The organism is Anaeromyxobacter oryzae, assembly GCF_023169945.1.
Taxonomy (GTDB): domain Bacteria; phylum Myxococcota; class Myxococcia; order Myxococcales; family Anaeromyxobacteraceae; genus Anaeromyxobacter; species Anaeromyxobacter oryzae.
In genome coordinates this window covers 4,019,037-4,043,210 of the sequence record NZ_AP025591.1, presented here as the reverse complement: position 1 = coordinate 4,043,210, position 24,174 = coordinate 4,019,037, and the positions used below count along the sequence as shown (strand labels likewise).

The window sequence follows — 24,174 nt, the reverse complement described above, 5'->3', positions numbered from 1 at the left end:
TTGACGAGCGGACACCTCGCAAGCCGTGTGCCGCGGGGATCCCGGCTCGTCCGGGGGCGTTTCCCTCCGGCTCCTCCGGAATCCCCCCGTCCTCCGGCACCACCCGCCGTCCTCCGGCACCGACCGCGCCGACGGGCCCGTAAGGAAATCCGACACCCTTGCTGCCGGCCCGAACGGCCGAGTCCTCCGGCACCGGCGGAGACGACCGCCGGTGCCGCCGAACACGCCGGATCCACGCGGCAGCATGTCTCGGCACTCCGCTTGCTCCCGGGACCGGTGCGCTTCGGGCGCTCGCGTGAAGGAGAAACGCACCGTGAAGACCCCCACCGCCAGCGCCGTGCTCGCCCTCGCCCTCGCCCTCGGGGCGCCCCTCGCGCTCGCGCCTGCCACCCCGCTCGCGGCCGCCCCGGCCGTGGCGCCCGCGACCCCGGCCCCGGCCCAGGCCCCCACCCCGGCTCCGGCCCCGACCCCGGCTCCGGCCCCGGCCCCGACCCCGTCCCCCGGCCTCGCTCCCGCCCCGACCCCACCCCCGGCCACCCCCGAGCTCTCGCTCGCCGACGCTCTCGCGGAGCTCGATCGCCAGAGCCTCACGCTCGTCCAGGCCCGCAGCCGCGCCGACGAGGCGCGCGGGATCGTGCGCCAGTCGGCGTCGGCCCTGCTCCCGGGCCTCTCCGCCCAGGCCAGCTTCGTCGAGAACAGCGACTCGGCCGCGTTCGTCCGCCCGGGCGCCGGGCTCCTCATCATCCAGCCGTTGCACTCCGTGACGGCGACCGGGGCGGCGCGGGTCCCGGTCGTCGTGCCGAACGCCTGGTTCGATCTCGCCCAGGCGCGCGACGCGGCGCGCGCGGCGGACGCGAGCGCGGAGGCGACGAAGCTCCTCGTGCGCACCGGCTTCGCGCAGTACGCCTACGCCGCCGCCGCCGCCGAGGAGGTCGTGGTCGTCGCGGGGCAGGCGGTCGCGAGCGCCGCCGAGCTCGCGCGGAGCGCCGAGCGTCGCGTCGCTGCCGGGACCGCGCCGCCGCTCGACGTGCTCAGGGCCCAGACCGAGCTGGTGCGGCGCCAGAGCGAGCTCGCCCGCGCCCGCGCGGAGCTCGATCGCGCGCGGCTCGCGCTCGGCGTGCTGCTCTCGCGCGAGGGGCCGGTCCGGGTCCGGGTGCCCGAGGTGGACCGCGGGCCCGTGCCGGAGCTCGCGGCGCCACGAGACGCGCTCGCGGCGGACGCCCTCGCGCGACGGCCGGAGACCCGCGCGCAGCGCGCCCAGGTCGACGCCGCCGAGGCCGGGGTCCGCTCGGCGTGGGCCCGCCTCGCGCCGCAGCTCTCCGCCTCGGGGTCGATCTTCGCCTCCGACGTCCCCTTCGTCACCGGCGAGAAGCAGGGCTGGCGCGTCTCGCTCGATCTCACCTGGGCCCTGTACGACGGCGGCTTCCGGTACGGGAAGCGGACGCAGGCGGAGGCGCAGGCGGCAGGCGCGCGCGCCGCGGCGGAGGCCCAGCGGCTCGCGATCCTGCAAGAGGTCCAGGACGGGCGGCGCGACGTGGAGGTCGCGGACGAGCGGCTCCGGCTCGCCGAGACCCAGCGCCGCCTCGCGGCCGACGCGGCGGCCTCGGCGCGGCGGAGCTACGCGGCGGGGATCGCGTCGAGCCTCGACGTGCTCGACGCGGACGACCGCCAGTACCTCGCGGACACCGGGCTCGCCGATGCCCGGGCGCGACTCGCGCAGGCGCGCCTCGCCCTCGCACGCGCCGTCGGACGGGGGCCGTAGCCGTGATGCGCACGGACTCGGACGGGCGTATGTTCTCCGACTGGACGGACCACGACGGCATGCCCCTTCCCGGCCACCGCGAGATCGAGCGCGAAGAGCTGTCGCGCCTCTTCGGGCGGCTCGTCTGGGCGCGGCTGTTCGTCCTGCCGGTGCTCGCCGGGATCGCCCTCTGGATGGCCTCGGTGGAGCGGACGCCCTGGCGGCGCGCCGTCCTGCTCGGCGTCGTCCCGTTCACCGTCGTCTTCTTCGTCGGCGAGTGGGTCCGGTACCGCCGCCACGGGTTCGTGGCGCGCGCCGTCCCGCTGAACCTCGCCCTCGCGGCCCTCGCCCACCTCGTCGTCTGCTTCTGCACCGGCGGGCTGGACAGCCCGCTCGTCTACGTCGTCCTGCCGATCGCGATCCTCACCGCGGTGTTCGTCCGCGCGCCCTGGCACCTCCTCACCATCGCCGCGCAGGCCGCGGCGCTCTGGGGGTTCGCCGCGCTCGGCGCGTCCGGCGCCGTCTCGCTGAACCCGACGGCGTTCGGCGGCGGCGCGCGCCTCGGCGGCCCGCCCGCGTACCTGTGGGTCCACGTGCTCGTGCTCACCACGGTGCTCGTGATGGTCGGGTTCGCGGGGCGCTCGATGCGGCGCGCGTTCGAGGCGACCGTCCACCGCGCCCTCGCCGCGCAGCAGGAGTCGCTGCGGGCCCACGCCGAGCGCGCAGAGGAACTGATCGCGCTCTCGGGCGAGATCGCCCACGAGCTCAAGAACCCCCTCGCGAGCGTCAAGGGGCTCGCGGGGCTCCTCGCGACGAGCGTTCCCGACGGGAAGGGGACGGAGCGGCTCGCCGTCCTCCGGCGCGAGGTGGACCGGATGCAGTCCATCCTCGACGAGTTCCTGAACTTCTCGCGCCCGCTCGTCCCCCTCGCGCTCGGCGAGACGGACGTCGGCGCCCTCTGCGCCGAGGTGGCCGCGCTCCACGAGGGCATGGCGCGCGAGCACGGCGCGGAGATCGTCGTGCGCGCCGGCTCCGTCCCGGTCCGCTGCGATCCCCGCAAGGTGAAGCAGGTCCTCATCAACCTCGTCCAGAACGCGCTCGACGTGACGCCCCGCGGCGGCGTGGTGGAGCTCGAGGCGGCGCCCGCCGGCGGCGGCGCCGCGATCCGCGTGCTCGATCGCGGGCGCGGCCTCGATCCGGCCCTCGCCGACGCGGTGTTCACTCCCGGCGTGACCAGCAAGCCGAGCGGCTCCGGGCTCGGGCTCACGATCGCGCGATCCCTCGCGCGGCAGCACGGTGGCGACCTCGCGCTACGGCCCCGCGCGGGCGGCGGCACCGTCGCCGAGCTCTCGCTGCCCGCGCGGCCGTCCGAGACGGGCGGGAGGGCGGCGTGACCGCCGCCGCGCCGCGCCCGCGCGTCCTCGTCGTCGACGACGACCCGGGCGTCCGCTACACGCTCCGCGAGATCCTCGAGAGCGAGGGGCTCGAGGTCGTCGAGGCGAGCGACGGCGCCGACGCGCTCGCCGCGTTCGACGCCGCGCCCGTGCCGCTCGTCGTCTCCGACCTCCGGATGCCGCGGCTCGACGGCATGCAGCTCCTCCGCGAGCTGCAGGCCCGCACGCCGCCGCCCCGGGTGGTCCTCATCACCGCCCACGGCTCCGAGCGCCAGGCCGTCGATGCGATGAAGGCCGGCGCGTTCGACTACTTCAAGAAGCCGTTCGAGACCGACGACCTGCTCGCGGTCGTCCGGCGCGCCGTCGAGGCGGTGCGCCTCACGCACGAGAACGAGGTCCTGCAGGGCGAGCTCGTGCTCGCGCGCAGCATGGTGTTCGCGTCGGACGCGATGCGCCGGCTCGCCGTCCTCGTCGCCCGCGTCGCGCCGAAGGACGTGACCGTCCTCGTCACCGGCGAGAGCGGCACCGGGAAGGAGCGCGTCGCGGAGGCGCTCGTGCGCGGCTCGCACCGCGCCGACCGGGCCTTCGTGCGCTTCAACTGCGCGGCCCTCTCGCCGGAGCTCGCGGAGGCCGAGCTGTTCGGCCACGCGCGCGGCGCGTTCACCGGCGCGATCCGCGCCCGCCCCGGGCTCTTCGGGGAGGCGGACGGCGGCACGATCCTGCTCGACGAGGTGGGCGAGCTCGCGCCGAACGCCCAGGCGAAGCTGCTCCGCGTGCTCCAGGAGGGCGAGGTGCGGCCCGTGGGCGAGGAGCGCGCGCGGAAGGTCGACGTGCGCGTCATCGCCGCGACGCACCGCGACCTCGAGGAGCGCGTCCGCGCCGGCGCGTTCCGGGAGGATCTCTTCTACCGGCTCAACGTGGTCCAGCTCCGGATCCCGCCGCTCCGGGAGCGGCCGGAGGACGTGCCCGTCCTCGCGCGCTTCTTCCTGGAGCGGTTCGCGGAACAGTTCGGCGTCTCGCCGCTCGTGGTGCCGCCGGGGCTGCTCGACCGGCTCGCGGCCCACCCCTGGCCGGGCAACGTCCGCGAGCTCGAGAACGCGCTCGAGGGGCTCGTCGCGCTCTCGCCCCCGGACGGCCTCGATCTCTCGCTCCTCCCGGGGGCGGCCCCCGCGGGCGGGGCGGCCCCGCAGCCCGCCGGGGCGCCGCTGCCGCTCAGGCAGCGCGTCGAGGCCTACGAGCGGGGCCTGATCGTCGAGGCGCTCCGCGCGGCGCGGGGAAACCGCAGCGAGGCGGCCCGCCGGCTCGGCGTCTCGCGCGTCACCCTCCACGACAAGCTCCGCAAGTACGGGCTCGGTGGGGGCGACGAGGAGCCGGAACGCGGCGGGTGAGAGGGGCCGCGCCGGGGCGGCCCCATCTTCCCTCCCGGCCGGAGGCGCCCGCGCGCGCGGTGCTTGCGCATCGTCTGCCGCGGATGACGCTCGCCGCCGTCGTCGCCGCCACGCTCCTCGCGCAGGCCCAGGCCCCCGCCGCGGATCTCGCGATCCGGCCCGGGGGCGACCTCTCGGGCCCGATGCGGGCGCGGATGCTCGAGCGGGGGCCCTTCACCGGAGGTGAGCTCGCCGCCGCCGGTGCAGGCGCCCTCCTCGGGGACGCGGCGGTCATCGGGCTCGCGTACGGCACCTTCCACCTGTTCACGAGCGGCGGCATCTCTCCCACCGCGACCCACTATCGCAACGCCGCATTCGGCCTCGGCGCGGCGACGCTGCTCCTGCCGCCGCTCGGCGCGGTGCTCGGCGGCAGCTTCGCGCGAATGGGGCCGGCGCGCGGCGCGCCCTGGAAGGCGTTCCTGCTGTCGCTGCTCGGCAACGCGCTCGCGCTCGGCGTCGGCTACAGGCTCGCGCCGAACTACTGGGCGATCCTCCCCGTCCAGCTCGCGACCATGACCACCGGGACCTCGTTCGGCCTGCACTGGGGACCGTCGCCGCGGGCGCCGCTCGACGCGGTGGCGCCTCCCGCGCGGCGCGACGCGCCGCCGCCGGCCGTGGCCGGGTGGTCACCGCCGCTCTGCCTCGACGCGTCCTGAGGCCGCGTCGCCCGCGGACGTCAGGGGGAGAGGAGGCGGCGGTGCTCCTCGTCCTGCCTCGCGAGCTGCACGAAGAACGCGCGGAGGTCGGCGTGGCCGGTCGACGCGATGAGCTCCGCGTGCGACGCGGCGAACCGGTCCTCGAGCGCGGAGAGGTTCCGCTTCACCTCGTCGAGGTCGTGCCCGAAGGAGCCGTCCTCGATCGCCCCGAGCACCGCGTCGCCCTCGGCCAGCAGGCGGTCCAGCGTGCCGCGGTCGGCGCTCGCGCGCTCGAGGAGCCGGGGATCGTGCCGGTACCGGGCGGCGAGGAGCCGCACGCGCCTCGCGTGCTGCACCTCCTCGGCCTGGAGCCGCACGAACAGTCCGTACGCGTCGGGGTCGCTGCGGAACCGCTCGGCGAGCGCAGCATAGATGGCCGCGGAGAGCAGCTCCACCCGCTCCGCCCGCTCGAAGAGCTCGTAGGTGGTGGCCAAGGCGCGCCCGGACCGTAACGCCCCCCCAGGTCCTCCACAAGGCACATGCTCGTGGGGTACACGGAGAGCGGTCGATCGCCGCCCCGGAGGGACCGCGCGCGGGGGACCCCGGCCCGGCGCGCCGGCTCCACGAACCTTATCTTCGGCGCCACGACGGAGGCCACATGTCGAACGGACTCTTCCGCATCCCGGAGCCCCGCAACGAGCCCGTCCTCTCCTACGCCCCCGGTACGCCCGAGCGGACCGCGCTCAAGAAGCGGCTCGACGAGCTCTCCGCGCGGGAGCTCGAGATCCCGCTCGTGATCGGCGGCCGCGAGGTACGCACCGGGCGGATGGCGGAGGTGCGCGTGCCGCACCGCCACGCGCAGCGGCTCGCGCGCTGCCACCAGGCCGGGCCCGCAGAGGTCCAGGCAGCGATCGAGGCGGCGGCGCAGGCCCGGCGGACCTGGGCCGCGATGGACCCGCACGACCGCGCCGCGATCTTCCTCAAGGCTGCCGACCTCCTCGCCGGCCCGTGGCGGCAGACCCTCAACGCCGCCACGATGCTCGGCCAGTCGAAGACGCCGTACCAGGCGGAGATCGACGCCGCGTGCGAGATCGTCGACTTCTGGCGCTGGAACCCGCACTTCATGGAGCGCATCCACGCCGACCAGCCGGTGTCGCCGCCCGGCCAGTGGAACCGCGCCGAGTACCGGCCGCTCGAGGGCTTCGTCTTCGCCGTCACGCCGTTCAACTTCACCTCGATCGCGGCGAACCTGCCCACCGCGCCCGCGCTCATGGGGAACACCGTCGTCTGGAAGCCGGCGTCGTCGGCGGTCTACTCCGCGTGGTACGTCCTGAAGCTCCTCGAGGCGGCCGGGCTGCCGCCGGGCGTCGTGAACTTCGTGCCCGGGCCCGGGCGGCAGGTGGGCGATCCCGCCCTGGCGAGCCCGGAGCTGGCGGGCCTCCACTTCACCGGCTCGACGGCGGTGTTCCAGGGCATGTGGCGCGCGATCGGCGAGGGCCTCTCGCGCTACCGCGGCTACCCCCGGATCGTGGGCGAGACCGGCGGCAAGGACTTCGTGTTCGTCCACCCGTCGGCCGAGGTGGACGCGACGGCGGTCGCGCTCGTCCGCGGCGCGTTCGAGTACCAGGGGCAGAAGTGCTCGGCGGCGTCGAGGGCCTACGTGCCCGAGAGCCTCTGGCCGCAGGTCCGCGATCGCATCCTCGCCATGATCGCCGAGATCCGCGTGGGCGAGGTCGAGGACTTCTCCACGTTCATGGGGGCGGTCATCGACCGCGCCGCGTTCGACAGCGTCCGCAAGTACATCGGGATCGCGCGCGACTCCTCGCAGGCGAAGATCCTCGCCGGCGGCCGGAGCGACGACACGAAGGGCTTCTTCATCGAGCCGACCCTCATCGAGACGGTGAACCCCCGGTTCAAGCTCATGGAGGAGGAGATCTTCGGGCCGGTCCTCACGGTCTACGTGTACGCCGACATCCGCCTCGACGAGGCCGCCGAGCTGTGCGCGTCGACGTCGCCGTACGGCCTCACCGGCGCAGTCTTCGCCCGCGATCGCGACGCGATCGCCGATCTCACGCGCCGGTTCGTGGACGCCGCGGGCAACTTCTACGTGAACGACAAACCGACGGGAGCCGTCGTCGGGCAACAGCCGTTCGGCGGCGCGCGGGCGAGCGGGACGAACGACAAGGCGGGGAGCATGGGGAACCTGCTCCGCTGGGTGTCGATGCGGGCCATCAAGGAGACGTTCGACCCGCCGACACGGTACGAATACGCCTACATGCGAGATCGCTGAGCCCCAGTTCAAAGCTTGGCGGATACCCCGGATCGGGTACATTGCGCCCGGGCATGCGGTCGCATGCCCGGTCTCAAACACCCCATCCGGAGGATCTCGATGAAGAAGATCGTCGTCGCCCTTGCCGCGCTCGCGTTCGCGGCGCCCGTGTTCGCGCAGCAGCAGCAGCAGCCGACGGATCACCGCGCCCAGTTCGGCCTCGGCGTCTCCATCATCCCGCTCCTGCCGACGACGCAGAGCGTCGCCCTCTCCCCGACGATCGAGGTGTACGTCCCGATCCAGGCGGGCCCGAACCTCCGCATCGAGCCGTCGCTCGGCATCCACACGAACGACCAGCCGACGGCGAGCGGCCAGCCCGACCGGAGCAACATCACCCTCGGCGTGGGCGTCTTCGTGCAGCAGAAGGTCGCGGTGCCGGTGGACCTCTACGTCGGCGGCCGCCTCAAGCTGAACTTCGCCAGCACGAACCCCGGCGACTCCGGCACCGACTTCATCATCGCCGCGGCCGCTGGCGGCGAGTACTACCTCGTCCCGAAGTTCTCGGTCGGTCTCGAGGGGCAGCTCGGCTTCTACTCGAACTCGAGCGTCTCCGGCGACGACTCGGGCTTCTTCACCAACGGCCTCGGCTTCCTCCGGGTCTACTTCTAGGCCGTCGCGCAGCATCTGGGCCCGCCGCTCCCCCGCGGGGCGGCGGGCCCTGCTATTTTCCGAGGGATGCAGCGGAAGCTCCCCGCGAGCGTCGCGACCGCAGTCGCCGCCCTCCTCCTCGTCACGGCGATCCAGGTCGCCGCCGTCGTCGCCCTCGGCCTCCAGCAGCAGGTCGGACGGCCGCAGGCGCTCTTCAGCGCCGCGCTCGTCGTGCTCCTCGTCACCGGGCTCGTCCGCCGGTGGCGGCTCGCGTGGCTCTGGGGCCGCTACCTCCCGATCTTCCTCGCGATCGTCATCGCGGGCGTGCTCCTCTGGAGCTGGCGGAGCCTGCCCCCGCTGAAGCTCGCCCTCGGGCTCCTGCTGTTCGCGGTGCCGCTCGGCGTCGCGGGCGTCGCGCTCGGACGGCCCACTGCGTTCGAGTGGTTCCGGCTGGTGTGCCCGGAGTGCGGGGCGCGGAGCGGGCGCGGCGACCTCCTGCTCCGGAACGTCCGCTGCCCCCGGTGCGGCGACGTCTTCTAGGTACGCGCCGCCGGGAGCGACACGCGGAACACCGTCCCATCCGCTGCGCTCTCCACCGTGATCGTGCCGCCGTGCGCCGCGGCGATCCGGCGCGCGAGCGCGAGCCCGAGCCCCACCCCGCCCGTCCCGCGGGCGCGGCTCCGGTCCGTCCGGAAGAACGGGGTGAACAGCCGGGGCAGGTCGGCCGGATCGATCCCGATCCCGCGGTCGCGCACTTCGAGCTCGACGGCCCCGGTCCGCGCGCGGGCTGCGAGCGTGACGGGCGCCGGCGCCTCGGAGTACTTCGCCGCGTTGTCGAGGAGGTTCAGGACGAGCCGGCGGAGGAGCCCCGCGTCCCCGTCGAGGGGCGGGAGGTCGGGCTCGACCGCGAGCTCGAGCGTCCGGCCCGGCCACGCCTCCCGGAAACGCTCCACCGCGGCGGCGACGACGCCGGCCGGGTCGAGCCGCTCCTTCCGGAGCGGGAGGGCTGCCCCGCCCGCGATGAGGTCGAGCCGCGCGGCCGAGAGCACGTCCGCGACGAGCCGGTCGAGCTCGTCGAGGTCCGCGCCGATCTCGGCGAGGTACCGGCGCGCCTTCTCGAGGTCGCCCTCCGCGGCGAGCTCGAGCGCGACCCGGATCCGCGCGAGCGGCGTCCGCAGCTCGTGCGAGACGTTCGCGAGGAGCTCCTGCTCGCCGCGGACGAGCCGCTCGAGCCGGCCTGCCATCTCGTCGAACGCTCTCCCGAGCGCGCCGACCTCTCCGCGCGCCCGCACGTTGGCGCGCGCGGAGAGATCGCCGCCACCGAGCGCCTCGGCGGCGCGCGTGAGCTGCTCCACCGGCGCCGCGATGGAGCGCGCGAGGGGGGCCGATCCGATGGCGAGCGCGACGAGCACGGCCGCGAGCACGAGCAGGGGGCGGCGGGGGTCGGGCTGGCGCCCCGCCGAGACGAACACCGCCTGGCCGCCGCCATCCGGGAGCGGCACCGCGAAGCCCACCCCGTGGCCCCGCAGCCGGAGCGGTCCCTCGCGCGGCACGCCCGCCGGGAACGCCGGCGCGAGCGGCGGGTCGACGCTCGACGCGACGACGGCGCCGTCCGGGCCGTACACGGTCGCCTGGACGCCGAAGACGTCGCGCACGCGCTGCAGCTCGTCGGCGAGGCGCGCCGGATCGCGACGGAGCTCGGTCACGCGGTCGGCCGCGTACGCGGCGACCTTCTCCGGCTCTCGCCAGGTGCCGCGGGAGAGGGCGTACCCGACGCTGCCCACCGCGAGCGCGACCAGGACCAGGATGAGGAGCCCGTGGATGTAGACGCGCCAGAAGAGGGCGCCGTGCGGGCGCCGCCACCTGCCGCCGCACGGATCGGCTGCGCGGCTCACTCGCCCTCCGCCGCGAGCACGTACCCGGCACCGCGGACGGTCTTGATGAGGCGCGGCCGCTTGGGATCGTCCCCGAGCTTCTGGCGCAGGCGCGAGACGTGGACGTCGATCGAGCGGTCGAACGCCTCCTCCGCGCTGCCCTTCGCGAGCTCCATGAGCTGCTCGCGGGAGAGGACGCGGCCGGCGCGGCGCGCGAGCGCCTCGAGCAGCGCGAACTCGTAGGCCGTGAGGGGCAGCTCCTCGCCGTCGAGGGTGGCGCGCATCGCCGCGGGATCGACGACGAGCGCGCCGACGCGGACCGCGGTCCGCGCCGGCCCGGCCCGCCCGCGCGCGCGCCGGACGACGGCGCGGATCCGGGCGAGCAGCTCGCGGGGCGAGTACGGCTTCGCGAGGTAGTCGTCGGCGCCGAGCTCGAGCCCCATCACCCGGTCCGCCTCCTCGCCGCGCGCGGTGAGGACGATGATCGGCACGTCGGAGCGGGCGCGGAGCTCCCGGCAGACCTCGAGGCCGTCCTTCCCCGGCAGCATGAGGTCGAGCAGGACCACGTCGAACTTCCCGCCGACCGCCTCGGCGAGCCCGCGCGGGCCGTCCGCGACGTGCACCACCGCGACCCCGTGGCCCTCGAGATACTCCTTCGTCAGCGCGGCGAGGCGGCGATCGTCCTCGACGAGGAGGGCGAGGACGGGGGGCGTGGTGGTGTCCGGCACGGGGGGGATCATAGCGCTACCGCTGCATGTGCTTCTCGACCTTCGCGGTCACCTTCGCCCGCTGGTCGGGCGTCAGGATCCCGTGCGCCTCGACGCCAGCGTCGACGGCCTGGTGGGCGAAGGCGCGGAGCGCGTCGATGCGCTGATCGACGAGGGCGTGGAGCTTCGCCGCGTCGGGCTGATCGGACTTCCACTGCGCGAGCACCTCGGCGCGGGCGTCCTGCTGGCCGCTCCGGAGCTGCTGCGCCTGCGCGAGGAGGCGATCCTTGATCGCGTGGAGCTGGTCGCGCTGCGCCGGCGTCGCGTCGATCTGGTCGAGCGCCTCGTCGAGGTGCTCGGTCACCATCGCGTTCACCTGGGCGGGGTCGTGGGCGCGGTGGGCGCCGCAGCCGCCGCCCCGGAACCCGGTGAGGAGCGCGAACCCCGCCGCGGTCGCGGCGAGGAGGGCGAGGGTCTTCTTCATGGCGTCCTCCGATCCGGGCGGCTCGCCCGGGCGCGCGGCCGCCCGGGGGTGGGCGGCGGCGACGGTCGGAGCATGACGCCCGCCCGTCGAGCGGGCTTGTCGCGGGGGTGAAGAAACGTTAATTGTCCGGCGCCCCGAGCCGGTCGCGAAGGGCTTCCCCCGTGAGCCTCGTCGCCGCGAAAGACCTCTCCCTCGCCTACGGGCCGCGGGTCCTGCTCGACGGGGCCGCGTTCGCCATCGGTCCGCACGATCGCATCGGGCTCGTCGGCGCGAACGGGACCGGCAAGTCCTCGCTGATGCGGATCCTCGCCGGCCAGATCGGAGCCGACGCCGGCGAGCTCACCTTCCGCCGCGGCGCGCGCGTCGGGTACCTGCCCCAGGACGTCGCAGCGCTCCCGGACCTGCCGCTCGTGGAGGCCGTGCTCGCGAGCGTCCCCGGCCGGAGCGCGCTCGAGGAGCGGCTCGCGCAGGCGCACGCGGGCCTCGCGGCCGCGCGGTCCGAGGCGGAGCAGCTCGAGCTCGCGGGCGCGCTCGCCGAGCTGCACGACGAGCTCGATCACTTCGAGGAGCACTACGGCCGCCGGCGCGCGGAGCGCATCCTCGGCGGCCTGGGCTTCCAGCCGGCGGACGGCGACCGGCCGGCGCGGACGCTGTCCGGCGGCTGGAAGATGCGCGCCGCGCTGGCGGGGCTGCTCCTCCAGGATCCCGACCTCCTCCTCCTCGACGAGCCGACGAACCACCTCGACGTCCCGACGCTCACCTGGTTCGACGGCTTTCTCCGCGCGTCGCGCAAGGCGCTCCTCCTCGTCAGCCACGACCGCGACTTCCTGAACCGGCAGATCGATCGCGTGCTCTCGCTCGAGGTCGAGGGTCTGCGCACCTACGCCGGCAACTACGACGAGTACCGGCGCCTCCGCGCCGAGGAGGAGGAGCGGCTCCTCGCCCAGGCCGAGCGGCAGGAGGCGAAGCGCGCCCAGCTCGAGCGGTTCATCGAGCGGTTCGGCGCGAAGGCGACCAAGGCCCGCCAGGCGAAGTCGAAGGAGAAGCTCCTCGAGAAGATGGACGAGGTGCAGACCCTCGAGCACCGCGACACGCTGCGGTTCCACTTCGCCGAGGCGCCGCGGTCGGGGAAGGAGGTCCTCCGGCTCGAGGGGGTGCGCAAGGCGTTCGGGCAGCGGATCGTCTACCGGTCCCTCGACGGCGCCATCCAGCGGGGCGAGCGGATCGGCGTCATCGGCCCGAACGGCGCCGGGAAGTCCACGCTCCTCAAGCTCGCGGCGGGCGAGGCGCGGCCCGACGCCGGCGAGGTGAAGCTCGGCCACTCGGTCGTCCTGGGCTACTACGCCCAGCACCACTTCGAGAAGCCCGAGCACGCGGTGGACGGGACGTCGTCGACCGGCACCCTCGACCCGGACCGCACCATCCTCGACACGCTCTGGGACCTGGTGCCGGATCGTGGCGAGGCCTACGTCCGCTCCGTCGCGGGGTCGTTCCTCTTCTCGGGCGACGACGTCGAGAAGAAGGTCGGCGTCCTCTCCGGCGGCGAGCGCGCGCGGGTGGCGCTCGCGAAGCTGCTGCTCGTCCCGGCGAACCTGCTCGTCATGGACGAGCCCACGAACCACCTCGACCTCGACTCCTCGGAGGCGCTCATCGACGCGCTGAGGGGCTACGACGGGACGCTCCTCTTCGTCTCGCACAACCGGAGCTTCCTGAACCAGCTCGCGACGGTGATCTGGGAGGTGAAGGACGGCGGGATCCTGCCGTCGCCCGGGAACCTCGACGACTGGCTCTACCACCAGCGCCAGCTCGAGGCGGCCGCCGCGGGCGACGCCGCCGCGGCGCCCGGGAACGGCGCGCCCGCGGCGCGCGGCGGAGGGGCGGTCGCGTCGCCGCCGATGACCGAGAAGGAGCGCCGGCGCGCCGAGGCGGAGGCGCGGAACGCGCGCGCGCGGCGCGAGAAGCCCGTGCGCGACGAGATCGCGCGGCTCGAGGCGGAGATCGCGCGGCTCGAGGGCGAGGAGCGGGAGACCACCGCCGCGCTCGCCGATCCGGCCCTGTACCAGGACTTCGCGCGGGCGAAGCCGCTCATCGAGCGGCAGGCCGCCGCGAAGGCCGCGCTCGAGAAGGCGTTCTCCGCGTGGGAGGACGCGCAGGCGCGGCTCGAGGCGATGCAGGGGGCGGAGCTGCCGGGGGCGTGACCCCACACCGGCGTCGCCCGTTGCGGCCCCCTCACCCCGGCCCTCTCCCCCGGTGGGGGAGAGGGAGGACTCCATGCTGCGGTGGTGAGGCAGCCAGGGCCTGACGCCCGGCCTGAGGCCGGCTCTACTTCACCGCCTTCAGCGCGGCGTCGTAGTCCGGCTCCTGCCCGATCTCCGGCACGAGCTGGCGGTAGACGACCTTGTCGTTCTCGTCGAGGACGACGACCGCGCGGGCGGTGAGGCCGGCGAGCGGGCCGTCCTGGATGAGGACGCCGTAGTCCTTGGCGAAGTGCTTGCCGCGGATGAGCGAGAGCGTGACCACGTTCTGGAGCCCCTCCGTCGTGCAGAAGCGCTTCGCCGCGAACGGGAGGTCCGCCGAGACGACGAGGACGACGGTGTTCGGGAGCGAGCCGGCCTGCTGGTTGAACTTGCGGGTGGAGGTCGCGCACACCGAGGTGTCGAGGCTCGGGACGATGTTCAGGATCTTCTTCTTGCCCTTGTACTCGGCGAGCGTGACGTCCTTGAGGTCGCCGGTCGTGAGGGTGAAGTCGGGCGCCTTCGCGCCGACCTGGGGGAGGTCGCCGTTCGTGTGGATCGGGTTCCCCTTGAGCGTCACCTGGGCCATCGGTCGATCTCCTTCGTGCGGTCCGCCCGGTGGACGGCCGCGAGAGTTCACGTTGCGTCGCGCGAAAGAGTCCCCTCCCTCGCGCCGAGCCTGCCTTGCCTTGGGCGCCGAATGTAACCGGGGGTGGGGCCGGACGCTCGCGGGAAGGGGCGTCAGCGCCCCGTCGGGGGGCCGGAGGACGCCGGCGGCGGCAGCATGCCGCGGAGGAGCGGCGACGGGGCCCCCGGCACCGTGATCCAGAGCTGGTGCGCGGCGCGGGTGACCGCGACGTGCAGCCGCCGCCGGGCCTCCTCCGCGTCGGGGTAGGCGCGGGCGGTCGCGTCCGGGACGATCACGTAGTCGAACTCGAGCCCCTTCACGCTCGCGACGTCGGTCACGTCGACGCCCGGGCGGAAGGTGAACTTCCCGTCGAGGGCGAGGCGTGCCTCGGGGAGATCGGCGAGCAGACGGTGAATGCCCCGGGCGACGTCCGGCGCGTGGCAGACCACCGCCGCCGAGGCGCGCGGCTCGCGCTCGAGCAGGTCGCGGATCGCGCCGACGAGGAACAGGTGCGCGTGCGCCTCGGTGGGGAAGTCGAACCGGGAGACCGGCGCCCCGTCGCGGCCGGCGCGCGGCGGGCCGGCGGGCGCGATGGGGCCGAGGATCGCGTGGGCGAGCTCGGCGATGGGCCGCGGGCAGCGATAGGTCGTCTCGAGCCGGACGGTGGCGGCCCCCTCCGCGCCGAGCGCGGCGAGCGCCTCCGGCCACCCGGCGTACGACGAGAACGTCTGCTGGCTCTCGTCGCCCGCGAGCGTCACGCTCCGGCCGGCGAGGTGCTTCCCGAGGACGTACAGCTCGAACAGCGAGACGTCCTCCGCCTCGTCCACGACGAGGTGCGCGCTCCGCCTCCCGCCGACCCCGCCGCGGAGCGCGGAGAGGAAGAGGAGGATCGGGAGGTCCTCCGGATCGAGGGTCCCGGCGGCCGCCTCGGGCGTGTCCTCGTCGATCGCCTTGCCATCGAGGGTCTCGCGGCGGTCCGGGTCGACGCCGGCGAGGAGATCGTCCGACGGCGGCGCGAGCTGCAGGCGCGTGTGGCGAACGGTCTCCTCGATGGCGGTCGTCGGCAGATCTCCGCCGGCTGCCTTCACGACGGTCTCGAGGAAGCCGCGGTCGACGAACAGGTCGCCGAGCTCGCGCCGGAGCCGCGAGAGCGAGGGGCGCTCCCGCGCGACGTGCGGCCGCCGGCGCAGGATCTCGAACAGCGCCGGGTGTCGCTTCAGGCGTGCGGCGAGCGGCGGCGTGTCGCCGAAGAGGCGCGGGGGCGGCGCGCCGAACGCGCTCTGGAAGGCGCCGCGGGACCACGTGTCGAGGGTGCGCACCGGCGCCTTGTCGAACCCGAGCGGCTCGAGGAGCCGCGCCGCGAGCCGCGCCAGCCCGACCTCGGGCACCACCACCTGGAGCCGCCCGGGCGGGAAGCGGCGCGGGTCGTCGAACGCGATCCGCGCGAGCCGGTGCAGCGCGACCGTCGTCTTCCCGCTCCCGGCGGATCCGAGGACGAGGAGCGGCCGGTCCGCGGGCGCGGCGACCGCCTCGAACTGCTCGGGGTCGAGGAGCGCGGTGATGTCCGGCGCCGCGGCGCGCCCGCGGGCGCCCGCGCCGGTGCCGAGCGCGCCCTCGCGGGCCGCCGTCCCCTCCCCGCCCGCCAGGGCGGCGGTCTCGGCGGCGGCGCTGCGCCAGCGGCCGTCCCCGCCGCGCGCGACCGTCCGGGCGCCGGCCGAGACACGGGTGAGGACGCCGCGCTCGATGACGACGATCCGCCGAGCGTCGACGACGCCGGCGGAGACGCGCCCCGGGAACGGCTCCTCGAACTCCTCGCCCTCGCGGTACCGGTAGAACAGCCCCGCGACCGGCGCGAAGCGCCAGTCCACCACCCGCACCCCGGCGGCCCGGTCGACGAACGTATGGCGCCCGAGGCAGTAGTCGCGCACCTCGCCGCCCTCGCGGACACGGAGGTGGGCGAAGTACGGCGCCGCGGGATCGGGCAGCGCGTCGCCGCGCTTGCGCTCCATCACCGCGCGGACGAGCCCCATCTCCTGGAAGACCGTGGGCAGATCCTTGGGCGTCGCCTCGAGGGCCTCGTCGCGCAGGTCGCGGAGCCTCGAGACGAGATCGCCCTCGGCGCGGAGGGTCGTCCGGCGCGCCTCGAGCGCCGCCTGCACCGCGGCGAGGACCGCCTCCTCCTCCTCGACGAGCGCGCGCTCCTCGACGGAGAGCTCCGCGAGGTCCGGCGCGACGGCGCGCTCTGTCCGGTTCAGGGCCAAGTGCTGACCTTTAAGGTGTCCCGTCGGCGCCCGCACGGCGCCTCGCGAGGCGGCGAATCCTACTCGCGCCCCACCCGGTTGCGGCGAGAATCGTGGAGGTCGCACGTTGCGTCGGTGCACACCGAGGAGGGCGCCGCCGGCGCCGGTCCCGCAGTCGAGCTCCGGAGGTCGGAGAAGCCGCGCCGCCTCCCGGAAGGCGCCGAAGCCCGCAGGTGATGCACGAGGCGATCGGGCGGGAGGGCGACGAGGAGCTCGCCCGTCCGACCGGCGGGCTGATCCGTCATCGGCGGCGTCGCGCTGGTCGCGGCGCTGAACCACGCGCAGGTCGTCGCGAGCCACCGCGACCCGACCTCGCGACCGTACGTTCACGAAACCGTCACGGACGGGCGCTGCGCGGGCGCCGGCCCTCCGGTATGGTCCCGCTCGCGGGTCGCCGGGTCACGGCGGCGATCCGCGGGGCGCGCCGGCCCGACCGCCGGGCCGCGCGCCCCGCATCCCCTTTCCTCCCCGGCCGCGTCCGGTTACGTTCCACCCGCATGGATCGTCCAGCCGCGCCCGCCGGCGCCGTCGCGACGCGGCCCGTCGTGCGCGACGGCGCCGAGACCGTCGACGCCGTCGCCGTGGAGGAGCCGCTCGAGATCCGCGTCGACGGGGATCGCATCGCGACCACGATGCGGACGCCCGGGAGCGACCACGATCTCGCCCTCGGGTTCCTCCTCGCCGAGGGGATCATCGCGGGCGCGGAGGACGTCGGCTCGATGTTCCACTGCGGCCGGCCCGGCGAGGAGGGGTACGGCAACGTCCTCGACGTCACGTCCGCTGGCGGGCACCGGATCGACCCCGAGCGGATCCTCGACAGCCGGCGGTTCCTGCCGGTGAGCAGCGCCTGCGGCGTGTGCGGCCGCGAGGCGATCGACCGCCTCCTCGCGCGCGTCCCAGCCGTCGCATCGGACGCGCGCGCCGATCGCGCCCTCGTGGTCCGGGCGATGGACGCGCTCCGGCGGAGCCAGCCCGTGTTCGAGCGCACCGGCGGCCTGCACGCGGCGGTGCTCGTCGGCGCCGGCGGCGAGGTGCTCGCCGCCGCCGAGGACGTCGGGCGCCACAACGCGGTGGACAAGGTCGTCGGCGCGCTGCTCCGGCAGGGCGTGCTCGGCGCGCGCGCGACCGCGTCCGGCCGGCCCGTGGTGCTCGCCGTGAGCGGGCGGGCGGGGTTCGAGATCGTGCAGAAGGCGGCGGTCGCGGGCGTGCCGGTCGTCGCGAGCGTCTCCGCGCCGTCGTCGCTCGCGGTGGACCTCGCCGTCCGGGCCGGCGTGGCGCTGCTCGGCTTCGTACGTGGCGAGCGCATGAACGTCTACGCGCACGCGTGGCGCGTCGACGCCACGGCCTCGTGCCCACGCTGACCGACGTTGCGTAACGCCGCAGGGCCCCCCAGCTTTTCCGGCGAGGGGGTACGTCTCCATGGCGAAGCTTCCGGTCGTTCCGGAGTGGCCCGTGCTGCGGCAGCTGCGTTCCGGCGACGCGGCGGGCCTCGGCGCCACCGCCGCGAGCGCGCGGACCCGCGAGCTCGCGCCGCGCACCGCGTCCGCGGACCGCGTCGCGCGGTCCGTCTGCCCGTACTGCGCGGTCGGCTGCGGCCAGCTCGTCTACGTGAAGGACGAGAAGATCATCGACATCGAGGGCGATCCCGACTCCCCCGTGTCGCAGGGCTGCCTGTGCCCCAAGGGCGCGGCGACCTTCCAGCTCGTCACGGGATCTCACCGCCTCGACCACGTGCTCTACCGCCGGCCGGGCGGGACGGAGTGGGAGCGTATCCCCCTCGACCAGGCGATGGAGATGGTGGCGCAGCGGGTCAAGAAGACGCGGGAGGAGACCTGGCAGGAGCGGATCGAGGAGCCGGGCGCGGAGCACGAGGGCGCCCTCGTTCGCCGCACGCTCGGCATCGCGCACCTCGGCGGCGCGACCCTCGACAACGAGGAGAACTACCTCATCAAGAAGCTGTTCAGCGCGCTCGGCGTCGTGCAGGTGGAGAACCAGGCCAGGATTTGACACAGCTCCACGGTCCCCGGTCTGGGGATCTCCTTCGGCCGCGGCGGCGCCACGACGTTCCCGGCGGACCTGCAGAATTCGGACTGGATCGTCGTCCAGGGCTCGAACATGGCCGAGTGCCACCCGGTGGCGTTCCGCTGGGTGATGGAGGCGAAGAACCGCGGCGCCACGATCATCCACGTGGACCCGCGGTTCACGCGCACGAGCGCGGTCGCCGACCTGCACGTGCCCATCCGCCCCGGCTCGGACATCGCGTTCCTGGGCGGGATCGTCCGGCACGTCCTCGAGCACGACCTCTGGTTCAAGGAGTACGTCGAGAACTACACGAACGCGTCGACGATCATCGACGAGGGCTTCAAGGACACCGAGGAGCTGGAGGGCTTCTTCAGCGGCTTCGACGCGAAGACGAACAAGTACTCCTGGGACACGTGGAAATACGAGGGCATCGACGGCGTCGTCCCGGCCGCCGGGCACAAGGAGGTGTACGGCGAGAAGGGCGCCGGCCGGCACGACCTGCGCGGCACGAAGATGCTGCAGCGGAAGACCGATCCGATGCTCCAGCACCCGCGGTGCGTGTTCCAGCTCCTCAGGAAGCACTTCGCCCGGTACACGCCCGAGATGGTGGAGGAGACCTGCGGGATCCCGAAGGCCGTGTTCCTGCAGGTCGCCGAGACGCTCGCCCGGAACTCCGGCCGGGACCGGACCGGCGCGTTCTGCTACGCCGTCGGGTGGACGCAGCACACCGTCGGCGTGCAGTACATCCGGACGGCGGCGATCCTCCAGCTGCTCCTCGGCAACATGGGGCGGCCCGGGGGCGGGATCATGGCGCTCCGCGGCCACGCATCGATCCAGGGGTCGACCGACATCCCGACGCTCTTCGACCTGCTCCCGGGCTACCTGCCGATGCCGCACGCGGTGCTGCCCGATCGCGGCCTCGACCAGTACGTGAACAACAACGCGTCGGGCACCGGCTGGTGGAGCGAGTTCCGCAAGTACGCCGTCTCGCTCTGCAAGGCGTGGTTCGGCACGGCGGCCACCGCGGAGAACGACTGGCTCTTCGACACGCTCCCGCGCCTGTCCGGGAACCACTCGCACATGACGACCGTCTCCGAGATGGCGGACGGGAAGGTGAAGGGCTACTTCGTGATGGGCGAGAACCCCACCGTCGGCTCGATGAACGGGGCGCTCCACCGCGAGGGGCTCCGCAAGCTCGACTGGCTCGTCGTGCGGGACTTCACGCTCATCGAGACCGCGGAGTTCTGGCGTACGGCACCCGAGATCGCGCGCGGCGAGGTGCGGACCGAGGACATCCGGACCGAGGTCTTCTTCTTCCCTGCCGCGACGCACACGGAGAAGGACGGCTCGTTCACCAACACCCAGCGGATGCTGCAGTGGCACCACAGGGCCATCGAGCCGTCGGGGGACTGCCGCAGCGAGCTGCACTTCGTCTTCCACCTCGGGAGACGCCTCAAGGAGCTGTACGCCGCCTCGCGCGACGAGAAGGACCGCGCGATCCAGGCGCTCACCTGGGACTACCCGACCCACGGGCGGACCGCGGAGCCGAGCGCCGAGGCGGTGCTGAAGGAGGTGAACGGCTACACCGTCGCCGACGGCAAGCCGGTGGCCGGGTTCACGGAGCTGAAGGCCGACGGGTCCACGGCGTGCGGCTGCTGGATCTACTCCGGATGCTTCAAGGACGGCGTGAACCAGCCGGCGCGGCGCAAGCCGCAGTCCGAGCAGCACTGGGTCGCGCCCGAGTGGGGATGGGCGTGGCCGTCCAACCGGCGGATCCTCTACAACCGCGCCTCCGCGGATCCGGAGGGGCGTCCCTGGTCGGAGCGGAAGCGCTACGTCTGGTGGGACGAGGAGAAGCGGCTCTGGACCGGCTACGACGTGCCGGACTTCATCAAGGACCGGGCGCCCTCGTACCGGCCCGCCCCGGACACCGAGGGCATCGCGGCGATCTCCGGCATCGATCCCTTCATCATGCAGGCGGACGGGAAGGGCTGGCTGTTCGCGCCCTCCGGCCTGCTCGACGGGCCGTTCCCCACGCACTACGAGCCGCAGGAGTCGGTCGTCGAGAACCCGCTCTATCCGCAGCAGTGCAACCCCGCGCGGATGGAGTGGCACCGGCGGGAGAATCCGTACCACGCCGCGTACGGCGACCCGCGCTTCCCGTACATCCTCACCACCTACCGGCTCACCGAGCACCACACCGCGGGCGGCATGAGCCGGTGGCTCACGTGGCTCTGCGAGCTGCAGCCCTCGATGTTCTGCGAGGTGTCGCGCGAGCTCGCCGCCGAGAAGGGGCTGCGGAACGGCGGCTGGGCGACGATCACCACGGCGCGGGGGGAGATCGAGTGCCGCGTCCTCGTGACCGCCCGGCTCCGGCCGCTGCGCGTGAGGGGCCGGACCGTCCACACCATCGGGCTGCCCTACCACTGGAGCTACGTCGGTCGCGTTCGCGGCGATCCGGCCAACGAGCTCATCGAGTTCGTCGCCGACCCGAACGTCTCGATCCAGGAGGACAAGGCGCTCACCGGCACGATCCGCGCCGGCCGCCACTCGCAGGGGCGGAGGTCGGCGACCGACGGCGAGGAGCTCCGCCGGCCCGAGCCGCAGGTGCTCCCGCCGCGCGACCTCCCCGGCCTGCACGCCGTGAAGCGCAACCCGCCCGTCGAGCCGAAGAGGTGACGCGATGCAGGAGATGGGCTTCTTCACCGACACGACGCTCTGCATCGGCTGCAAGGCCTGCGAGGTCGCGTGCAAGCAGTGGAACCAGCTCCCGGACGACGGCTTCGACTTCCTCGGGATGAGCTACGACAACACCGGCCACCTCGGCGCCTCGACCTGGAGGCACGTGGCCTTCGTGGAGCGCCCGGCGGAGCTGCCTGGCCAGGGCAGCCCGCGCGACGGCGTGGAGGCCGGCCACCGCGCCTTCGCGGAGCTGGCGCCGCTCGGCCAGGCCGGCCCGACCACGCTGCTCCACGACATCGCGCCGACCCAGATCCAGACGCCGGTGCCGCTCGGGCCGACCCAGCAGGCGCTCTCGAAGTTCTCCTGGCTGCTCCTCTCGGACGTCTGCAAGCACTGCGAGCGCGCGGGCTGCCTCGAGGCGTGCCCCACCGGGGCGATCATCCGCACCGAGTTCGGCTCGGTCTACGTGCAGCCGGACGTCTGCAACGGGTGCGGCTACTGCGTGTCGGCGTGCCCGTTCGGCGTCGTCGAGCGGCGCCTCGACGACGGGCGCGCGTGGAAGTGCACGCTCTGCTACGACCGCCTCAAGGGCGATCTCGTGCCCGCGTGCGCGAAGGCGTGCCCCACGGCGTCGATCCAGTTCGGGCCGCTCGACGCGCTGCGCGAGCGCGCCGCGAAGCGGGTCGAGCAGCTCCGGACGCGCGGCGTGGACCAGGCGTACCTGTACGGCGCGGACGCGGAGAGCCAGCCCGGCACCGAGGGGTTGCACGCGTTCTTCCTGCTCTGCGATCGACCCGAGGTCTACAACCTGCCGCCCGATCCGGTGGTGCCCACCGCGAAGATCGTCCGGAGCTGGAAGTCGATGGCGGCCGGCGTCCTGTCGCTCGCGGCGCTCGCGGTCGGCGCCGTCTTCTCGGCGAGGAGGGTGTGATGGATCCGCTCCGCGAGGCGATGACGAGCCGGGACGGCCGGGACATCGATCCCCACGTCGGGGCGCTGGCGGGCGAGGCCGCGCAGCAGCGCGTGAGGCATCCGGATCGCATGCCGCACGAGGAGCAGGAGGCGGAGCGCGTCACGCCGGCGCCGCAGGCAGTCGAGGAGCCGGAGGGGCCGTCGTACTACGGCCTCCCGGTCCTCAAGGAGCCGGTCTGGCGCTGGGAGATCCCGGCCTACATGTTCGTGGGCGGCCTCGCCGGCGCCTCCGCCGTTCTCGGCGCCGCCGCCACGCTCGCGGGTGGGCGCGGGACGTCGACGCTCGTCCGGCGTTGCCGGCTCGTCGCGGCGGGCGGCGCCGCCGCGAGCGCGGCGCTGCTCATCAAGGACCTCGGGCGCCCGGCGCGGTTCTTCGCGATGCTGCGCGTGTTCCGCCCGACCTCGCCCATGAGCATGGGGAGCTGGATCCTGTCGGGGTTCGGGGCCTGCGCGGGCCTCGCGGCGCTCCCCGGGAACGTGCCCGGCGCGCGGGCGCTCGCGCCGCTCGCCGGGCCGGCGAGCTACGGCGCGGCCGCTCTCGGGCTGCCGCTCGTCGGGTACACCGGCGTCCTCATCGCGAACACCGCCGTCCCGATCTGGCAGCAGACCCGGAACACGCTCCCGGTGCTGTTCGCGTTCTCCGGCGCGGTCAGCGCCGGCGCGTTGATGGACCTCTGGCGGACGCCCGGCGCGGGCGGGGAGATGGCGCACCGGTTCGGGCTCGTCGCGAAGGGCGCCGAGCTGGCGCTCTCGAACGCGCTCCACCACGAGGCGCGGGTCGTGCCGCGCGTCGAGCGCGCCCTCCGCACCGGCCGCGGCGGCGCGCTCCTCACGGCGGCGCGCCTGCTGCTCGCCGGGTCCGCGATCCTCGACCTCCTGCCGGGACGGCGGGGGGGCGGCCTGCGCCGCACCGCGTCGGGCGCCCTCGCGCTCGCCGGCACCATCGCGATCCGCTTCGGGGTCGTCGCCGCGGGGCGTGCCTCCGCGCGGGATCCCCACGCGACGTTCGAGATGCAGCGCGCCGGGCGCGGCGCGGCCGAGCTCGCTACGAAGGAGGAGGCCGCCCCCTCGATGCCCGCCCTCCCCGGCATCGACGCGACCGGGAAGGAGGCCTCCCAGCATGGAGCCGCTCCGTGAGCTCGCGGCGCCGGCCAGCCGCTCGACGCCGGCGGCGACCCTGGCCGACGCCCAGGGTCGCCTCATCCGCTACCTCCGCATCTCCCTCACGGACCGGTGCAACTTCCGGTGCACGTACTGCTCCCCTGCGGAGCACGAGGCCCCCGACGGCCTGCTCTCGCGCGCGGAGCTCGCCCACCTCGTCCGGCTGTTCGCGGGGCTCGGAGTCCGCCGCATCCGGCTCACCGGCGGTGAACCCACCCTCCGCAAGGACGTGGTCGAGATCGTGGCCGACGCCGCCGCCACGCCCGGGATCGAGGACGTCGCGATCACCACGAACGGCCACCGGCTCGACGAGCTCGTCGCCCCGCTGGCGCGCGCCGGCCTCGGCGCGCTCAACGTCTCGCTCGACACGCTCGTGCCGGACCGGCTTCACGGCGTCTCCGGGAAGGCCGCGCGGCTCGAGCGCATCCTCGCCGGGATCGACGCGGCGGCCGGCCGCTTCCGCTCGCTCAAGCTCAACACGGTGGTCATGCGCGGCGTGAACGAGGACGAGCTCGGCGCGCTCGTGCGATACGCCTGGGATCGAGGAGCGCTCCCGCGGTTCATCGAGCAGATGCCGTTCGGCGGGGGGACGCCCGTCCCGCTCGCGGAGGTGCGGCGGCGGCTCGAGGCCGAGGGGTTCGCGCTCTCCCCGGATCCGTGGCGAGGCTGGGGACCGGCGCGGCACATGCGCGCCCGCGACGGCGACGGCCGCGAGGGGCTCGTCGGGTTCATCGGCGCGATGACGGAGAACTTCTGCGAGGACTGCAACCGCGCGCGCGTCGCCGCCGATGGTGGGTTCCAGGCCTGCCTGGGAGGGCAGGACCGCGTGAACCTGCGGGACCTGCTGCGCGCGGGGGCGGACGACGCCGAGATCGCGGCGTCGGTGCGAGGTGCGCTCGCGGCGAAGGCGCCGCGGCATCACATGGACGAGGCGGGGGCGAGGCTGGTACTGCTGCCGATGCGCGGCATCGGAGGGTAGCGGCTCCCTCCGCCCGA

At 74.5% G+C, this 24,174-nt stretch carries 19 protein-coding genes; 13 read left to right on the top strand and 6 right to left on the bottom strand.

Features of this window, described 5'->3' with window-relative positions; translation table 11 throughout:
* Nucleotides 1-313 precede the first annotated feature (313 nt).
* The 4 genes from AMOR_RS17630 to AMOR_RS17615 all read left to right on the top strand — a co-directional run bounded on the left by AMOR_RS17630 (nucleotide 314) and on the right by AMOR_RS17615 (nucleotide 5,218).
* Complete coding sequence (locus AMOR_RS17630; protein WP_248352904.1) at nucleotides 314-1,762, top strand: TolC family protein; 1,449 nt, start codon at nucleotides 314-316, stop codon at nucleotides 1,760-1,762.
* Between the two features lie 59 nt (nucleotides 1,763-1,821).
* Complete coding sequence (locus AMOR_RS17625; RefSeq protein WP_248352902.1) at nucleotides 1,822-3,135, top strand: sensor histidine kinase; 1,314 nt, start codon at nucleotides 1,822-1,824, stop codon at nucleotides 3,133-3,135.
* Nucleotides 3,132-4,523 (top strand): sigma-54-dependent transcriptional regulator, encoded by a 1,392-nt coding sequence (locus AMOR_RS17620; RefSeq protein ID WP_248352900.1) that lies wholly within the window; start codon nucleotides 3,132-3,134, stop codon nucleotides 4,521-4,523. Before AMOR_RS17625 ends, AMOR_RS17620 begins: the two co-directional genes overlap by 4 nt.
* Before the next feature lie 83 nt (nucleotides 4,524-4,606).
* Nucleotides 4,607-5,218 (top strand): hypothetical protein, encoded by a 612-nt coding sequence (locus AMOR_RS17615; protein WP_248352899.1) that lies wholly within the window; start codon nucleotides 4,607-4,609, stop codon nucleotides 5,216-5,218.
* A gap of 20 nt (nucleotides 5,219-5,238) precedes the next feature.
* Here the strand turns inward: AMOR_RS17615 and AMOR_RS17610 are convergent, their stop codons facing one another.
* Nucleotides 5,239-5,691: a ferritin family protein gene (locus AMOR_RS17610; protein ID WP_248352898.1), complete on the bottom strand. Its 453-nt coding sequence runs from the start codon at nucleotides 5,689-5,691 to the stop codon at nucleotides 5,239-5,241.
* Nucleotides 5,692-5,855: 164 nt separating this feature from the next.
* Between AMOR_RS17610 and pruA the strand changes: the two genes are divergently transcribed.
* The 3 genes from pruA (at nucleotide 5,856) to AMOR_RS17595 (ending at nucleotide 8,654) form a co-directional block, all read left to right on the top strand.
* Nucleotides 5,856-7,487 carry an L-glutamate gamma-semialdehyde dehydrogenase gene (gene pruA, locus AMOR_RS17605; protein WP_248352897.1) on the top strand — a complete coding sequence of 544 codons (1,632 nt, stop codon included), beginning with the start codon at nucleotides 5,856-5,858 and terminating at the stop codon, nucleotides 7,485-7,487.
* 99 nt (nucleotides 7,488-7,586) lie between these two features.
* On the top strand, nucleotides 7,587-8,135 hold the full coding sequence (locus AMOR_RS17600; protein ID WP_248352896.1) for an outer membrane beta-barrel protein: 549 nt from the start codon (nucleotides 7,587-7,589) through the stop codon (nucleotides 8,133-8,135).
* A gap of 66 nt (nucleotides 8,136-8,201) precedes the next feature.
* Nucleotides 8,202-8,654, top strand: a complete 453-nt coding sequence (locus tag AMOR_RS17595; RefSeq protein ID WP_248352895.1) for a zinc-ribbon domain-containing protein — start codon at nucleotides 8,202-8,204, stop codon at nucleotides 8,652-8,654.
* On the opposite strand, the gene AMOR_RS17590 is transcribed toward AMOR_RS17595, so the two are convergent.
* Genes AMOR_RS17590 through AMOR_RS17580 form a run of 3 tightly spaced genes read right to left on the bottom strand, consistent with a single transcriptional unit; the run spans nucleotide 8,651 to nucleotide 11,179 of the window.
* The gene (locus tag AMOR_RS17590; RefSeq protein WP_248352894.1) at nucleotides 8,651-10,009 is read right to left on the bottom strand and encodes a sensor histidine kinase; all 1,359 of its coding nucleotides are present in this window, start codon (nucleotides 10,007-10,009) and stop codon (nucleotides 8,651-8,653) included. The two genes, AMOR_RS17595 and AMOR_RS17590, sit on opposite strands and share 4 nt — an antisense overlap.
* The gene (locus AMOR_RS17585) at nucleotides 10,006-10,728 is read right to left on the bottom strand and encodes a response regulator transcription factor (RefSeq protein WP_248352893.1); all 723 of its coding nucleotides are present in this window, start codon (nucleotides 10,726-10,728) and stop codon (nucleotides 10,006-10,008) included. The genes AMOR_RS17590 and AMOR_RS17585 overlap by 4 nt, the downstream gene beginning before the upstream one ends.
* Before the next feature lie 4 nt (nucleotides 10,729-10,732).
* On the bottom strand, nucleotides 10,733-11,179 hold the full coding sequence (locus tag AMOR_RS17580) for a Spy/CpxP family protein refolding chaperone (protein WP_248352892.1): 447 nt from the start codon (nucleotides 11,177-11,179) through the stop codon (nucleotides 10,733-10,735).
* 161 nt (nucleotides 11,180-11,340) lie between these two features.
* Between AMOR_RS17580 and AMOR_RS17575 the strand changes: the two genes are divergently transcribed.
* Nucleotides 11,341-13,377, top strand: a complete 2,037-nt coding sequence (locus tag AMOR_RS17575; protein ID WP_248352891.1) for an ABC-F family ATP-binding cassette domain-containing protein — start codon at nucleotides 11,341-11,343, stop codon at nucleotides 13,375-13,377.
* 124 nt (nucleotides 13,378-13,501) lie between these two features.
* On the opposite strand, the gene tpx is transcribed toward AMOR_RS17575, so the two are convergent.
* Together tpx and AMOR_RS17565 are read right to left on the bottom strand one after the other, a co-directional pair.
* Nucleotides 13,502-14,002 carry a thiol peroxidase gene (gene tpx, locus AMOR_RS17570; RefSeq protein WP_248352890.1) on the bottom strand — a complete coding sequence of 167 codons (501 nt, stop codon included), beginning with the start codon at nucleotides 14,000-14,002 and terminating at the stop codon, nucleotides 13,502-13,504.
* 152 nt (nucleotides 14,003-14,154) lie between these two features.
* Entirely contained in the window at nucleotides 14,155-16,302 is a 2,148-nt protein-coding gene (locus tag AMOR_RS17565; protein ID WP_404800903.1) for an ATP-binding domain-containing protein, read from the bottom strand.
* 536 nt (nucleotides 16,303-16,838) lie between these two features.
* Here AMOR_RS17565 and fdhD point away from each other — a divergent pair.
* The 5 genes from fdhD to moaA are packed head-to-tail and all read left to right on the top strand — an operon-like array spanning nucleotide 16,839 to nucleotide 24,157.
* Nucleotides 16,839-17,702 carry a formate dehydrogenase accessory sulfurtransferase FdhD gene (fdhD, locus tag AMOR_RS17560; RefSeq protein WP_248352889.1) on the top strand — a complete coding sequence of 288 codons (864 nt, stop codon included), beginning with the start codon at nucleotides 16,839-16,841 and terminating at the stop codon, nucleotides 17,700-17,702.
* Between the two features lie 58 nt (nucleotides 17,703-17,760).
* Nucleotides 17,761-21,042, top strand: coding sequence for a formate dehydrogenase (fdh, locus tag AMOR_RS17555; protein ID WP_248352888.1), 3,282 nt, complete (start codon nucleotides 17,761-17,763; stop codon nucleotides 21,040-21,042).
* A 4-nt stretch (nucleotides 21,043-21,046) separates the two neighbouring features.
* Entirely contained in the window at nucleotides 21,047-21,976 is a 930-nt protein-coding gene (locus AMOR_RS17550) for a 4Fe-4S dicluster domain-containing protein (protein WP_248352887.1), read from the top strand.
* Nucleotides 21,976-23,154, top strand: a complete 1,179-nt coding sequence (nrfD, locus tag AMOR_RS17545; RefSeq protein WP_248352886.1) for an NrfD/PsrC family molybdoenzyme membrane anchor subunit — start codon at nucleotides 21,976-21,978, stop codon at nucleotides 23,152-23,154. The genes AMOR_RS17550 and nrfD overlap by 1 nt, the downstream gene beginning before the upstream one ends.
* Nucleotides 23,138-24,157 (top strand): GTP 3',8-cyclase MoaA, encoded by a 1,020-nt coding sequence (moaA, locus tag AMOR_RS17540; RefSeq protein WP_248352885.1) that lies wholly within the window; start codon nucleotides 23,138-23,140, stop codon nucleotides 24,155-24,157. Before nrfD ends, moaA begins: the two co-directional genes overlap by 17 nt.
* Nucleotides 24,158-24,174: the final 17 nt, after the last annotated feature.

What these genes read in the sequence shown, in the direction of transcription:
- AMOR_RS17550 (WP_248352887.1), top strand. Translation starts at nt 21,047, where the DNA reads ATGCAGGAGATGGGCTTCTTCACCGACACGACGCTCTGCATCGGCTGC.
- moaA (WP_248352885.1), top strand. Translation starts at nt 23,138, where the DNA reads ATGGAGCCGCTCCGTGAGCTCGCGGCGCCGGCCAGCCGCTCGACGCCG.
- AMOR_RS17580 (WP_248352892.1), bottom strand. Translation starts at nt 11,179, where the DNA reads ATGAAGAAGACCCTCGCCCTCCTCGCCGCGACCGCGGCGGGGTTCGCG.
- fdhD (WP_248352889.1), top strand. Translation starts at nt 16,839, where the DNA reads ATGGATCGTCCAGCCGCGCCCGCCGGCGCCGTCGCGACGCGGCCCGTC.
- AMOR_RS17600 (WP_248352896.1), top strand. Translation starts at nt 7,587, where the DNA reads ATGAAGAAGATCGTCGTCGCCCTTGCCGCGCTCGCGTTCGCGGCGCCC.
- nrfD (WP_248352886.1), top strand. Translation starts at nt 21,976, where the DNA reads ATGGATCCGCTCCGCGAGGCGATGACGAGCCGGGACGGCCGGGACATC.
- AMOR_RS17595 (WP_248352895.1), top strand. Translation starts at nt 8,202, where the DNA reads ATGCAGCGGAAGCTCCCCGCGAGCGTCGCGACCGCAGTCGCCGCCCTC.
- AMOR_RS17585 (WP_248352893.1), bottom strand. Translation starts at nt 10,728, where the DNA reads ATGATCCCCCCCGTGCCGGACACCACCACGCCCCCCGTCCTCGCCCTC.
- pruA (WP_248352897.1), top strand. Translation starts at nt 5,856, where the DNA reads ATGTCGAACGGACTCTTCCGCATCCCGGAGCCCCGCAACGAGCCCGTC.
- AMOR_RS17615 (WP_248352899.1), top strand. Translation starts at nt 4,607, where the DNA reads ATGACGCTCGCCGCCGTCGTCGCCGCCACGCTCCTCGCGCAGGCCCAG.
- AMOR_RS17625 (WP_248352902.1), top strand. Translation starts at nt 1,822, where the DNA reads ATGCCCCTTCCCGGCCACCGCGAGATCGAGCGCGAAGAGCTGTCGCGC.
- tpx (WP_248352890.1), bottom strand. Translation starts at nt 14,002, where the DNA reads ATGGCCCAGGTGACGCTCAAGGGGAACCCGATCCACACGAACGGCGAC.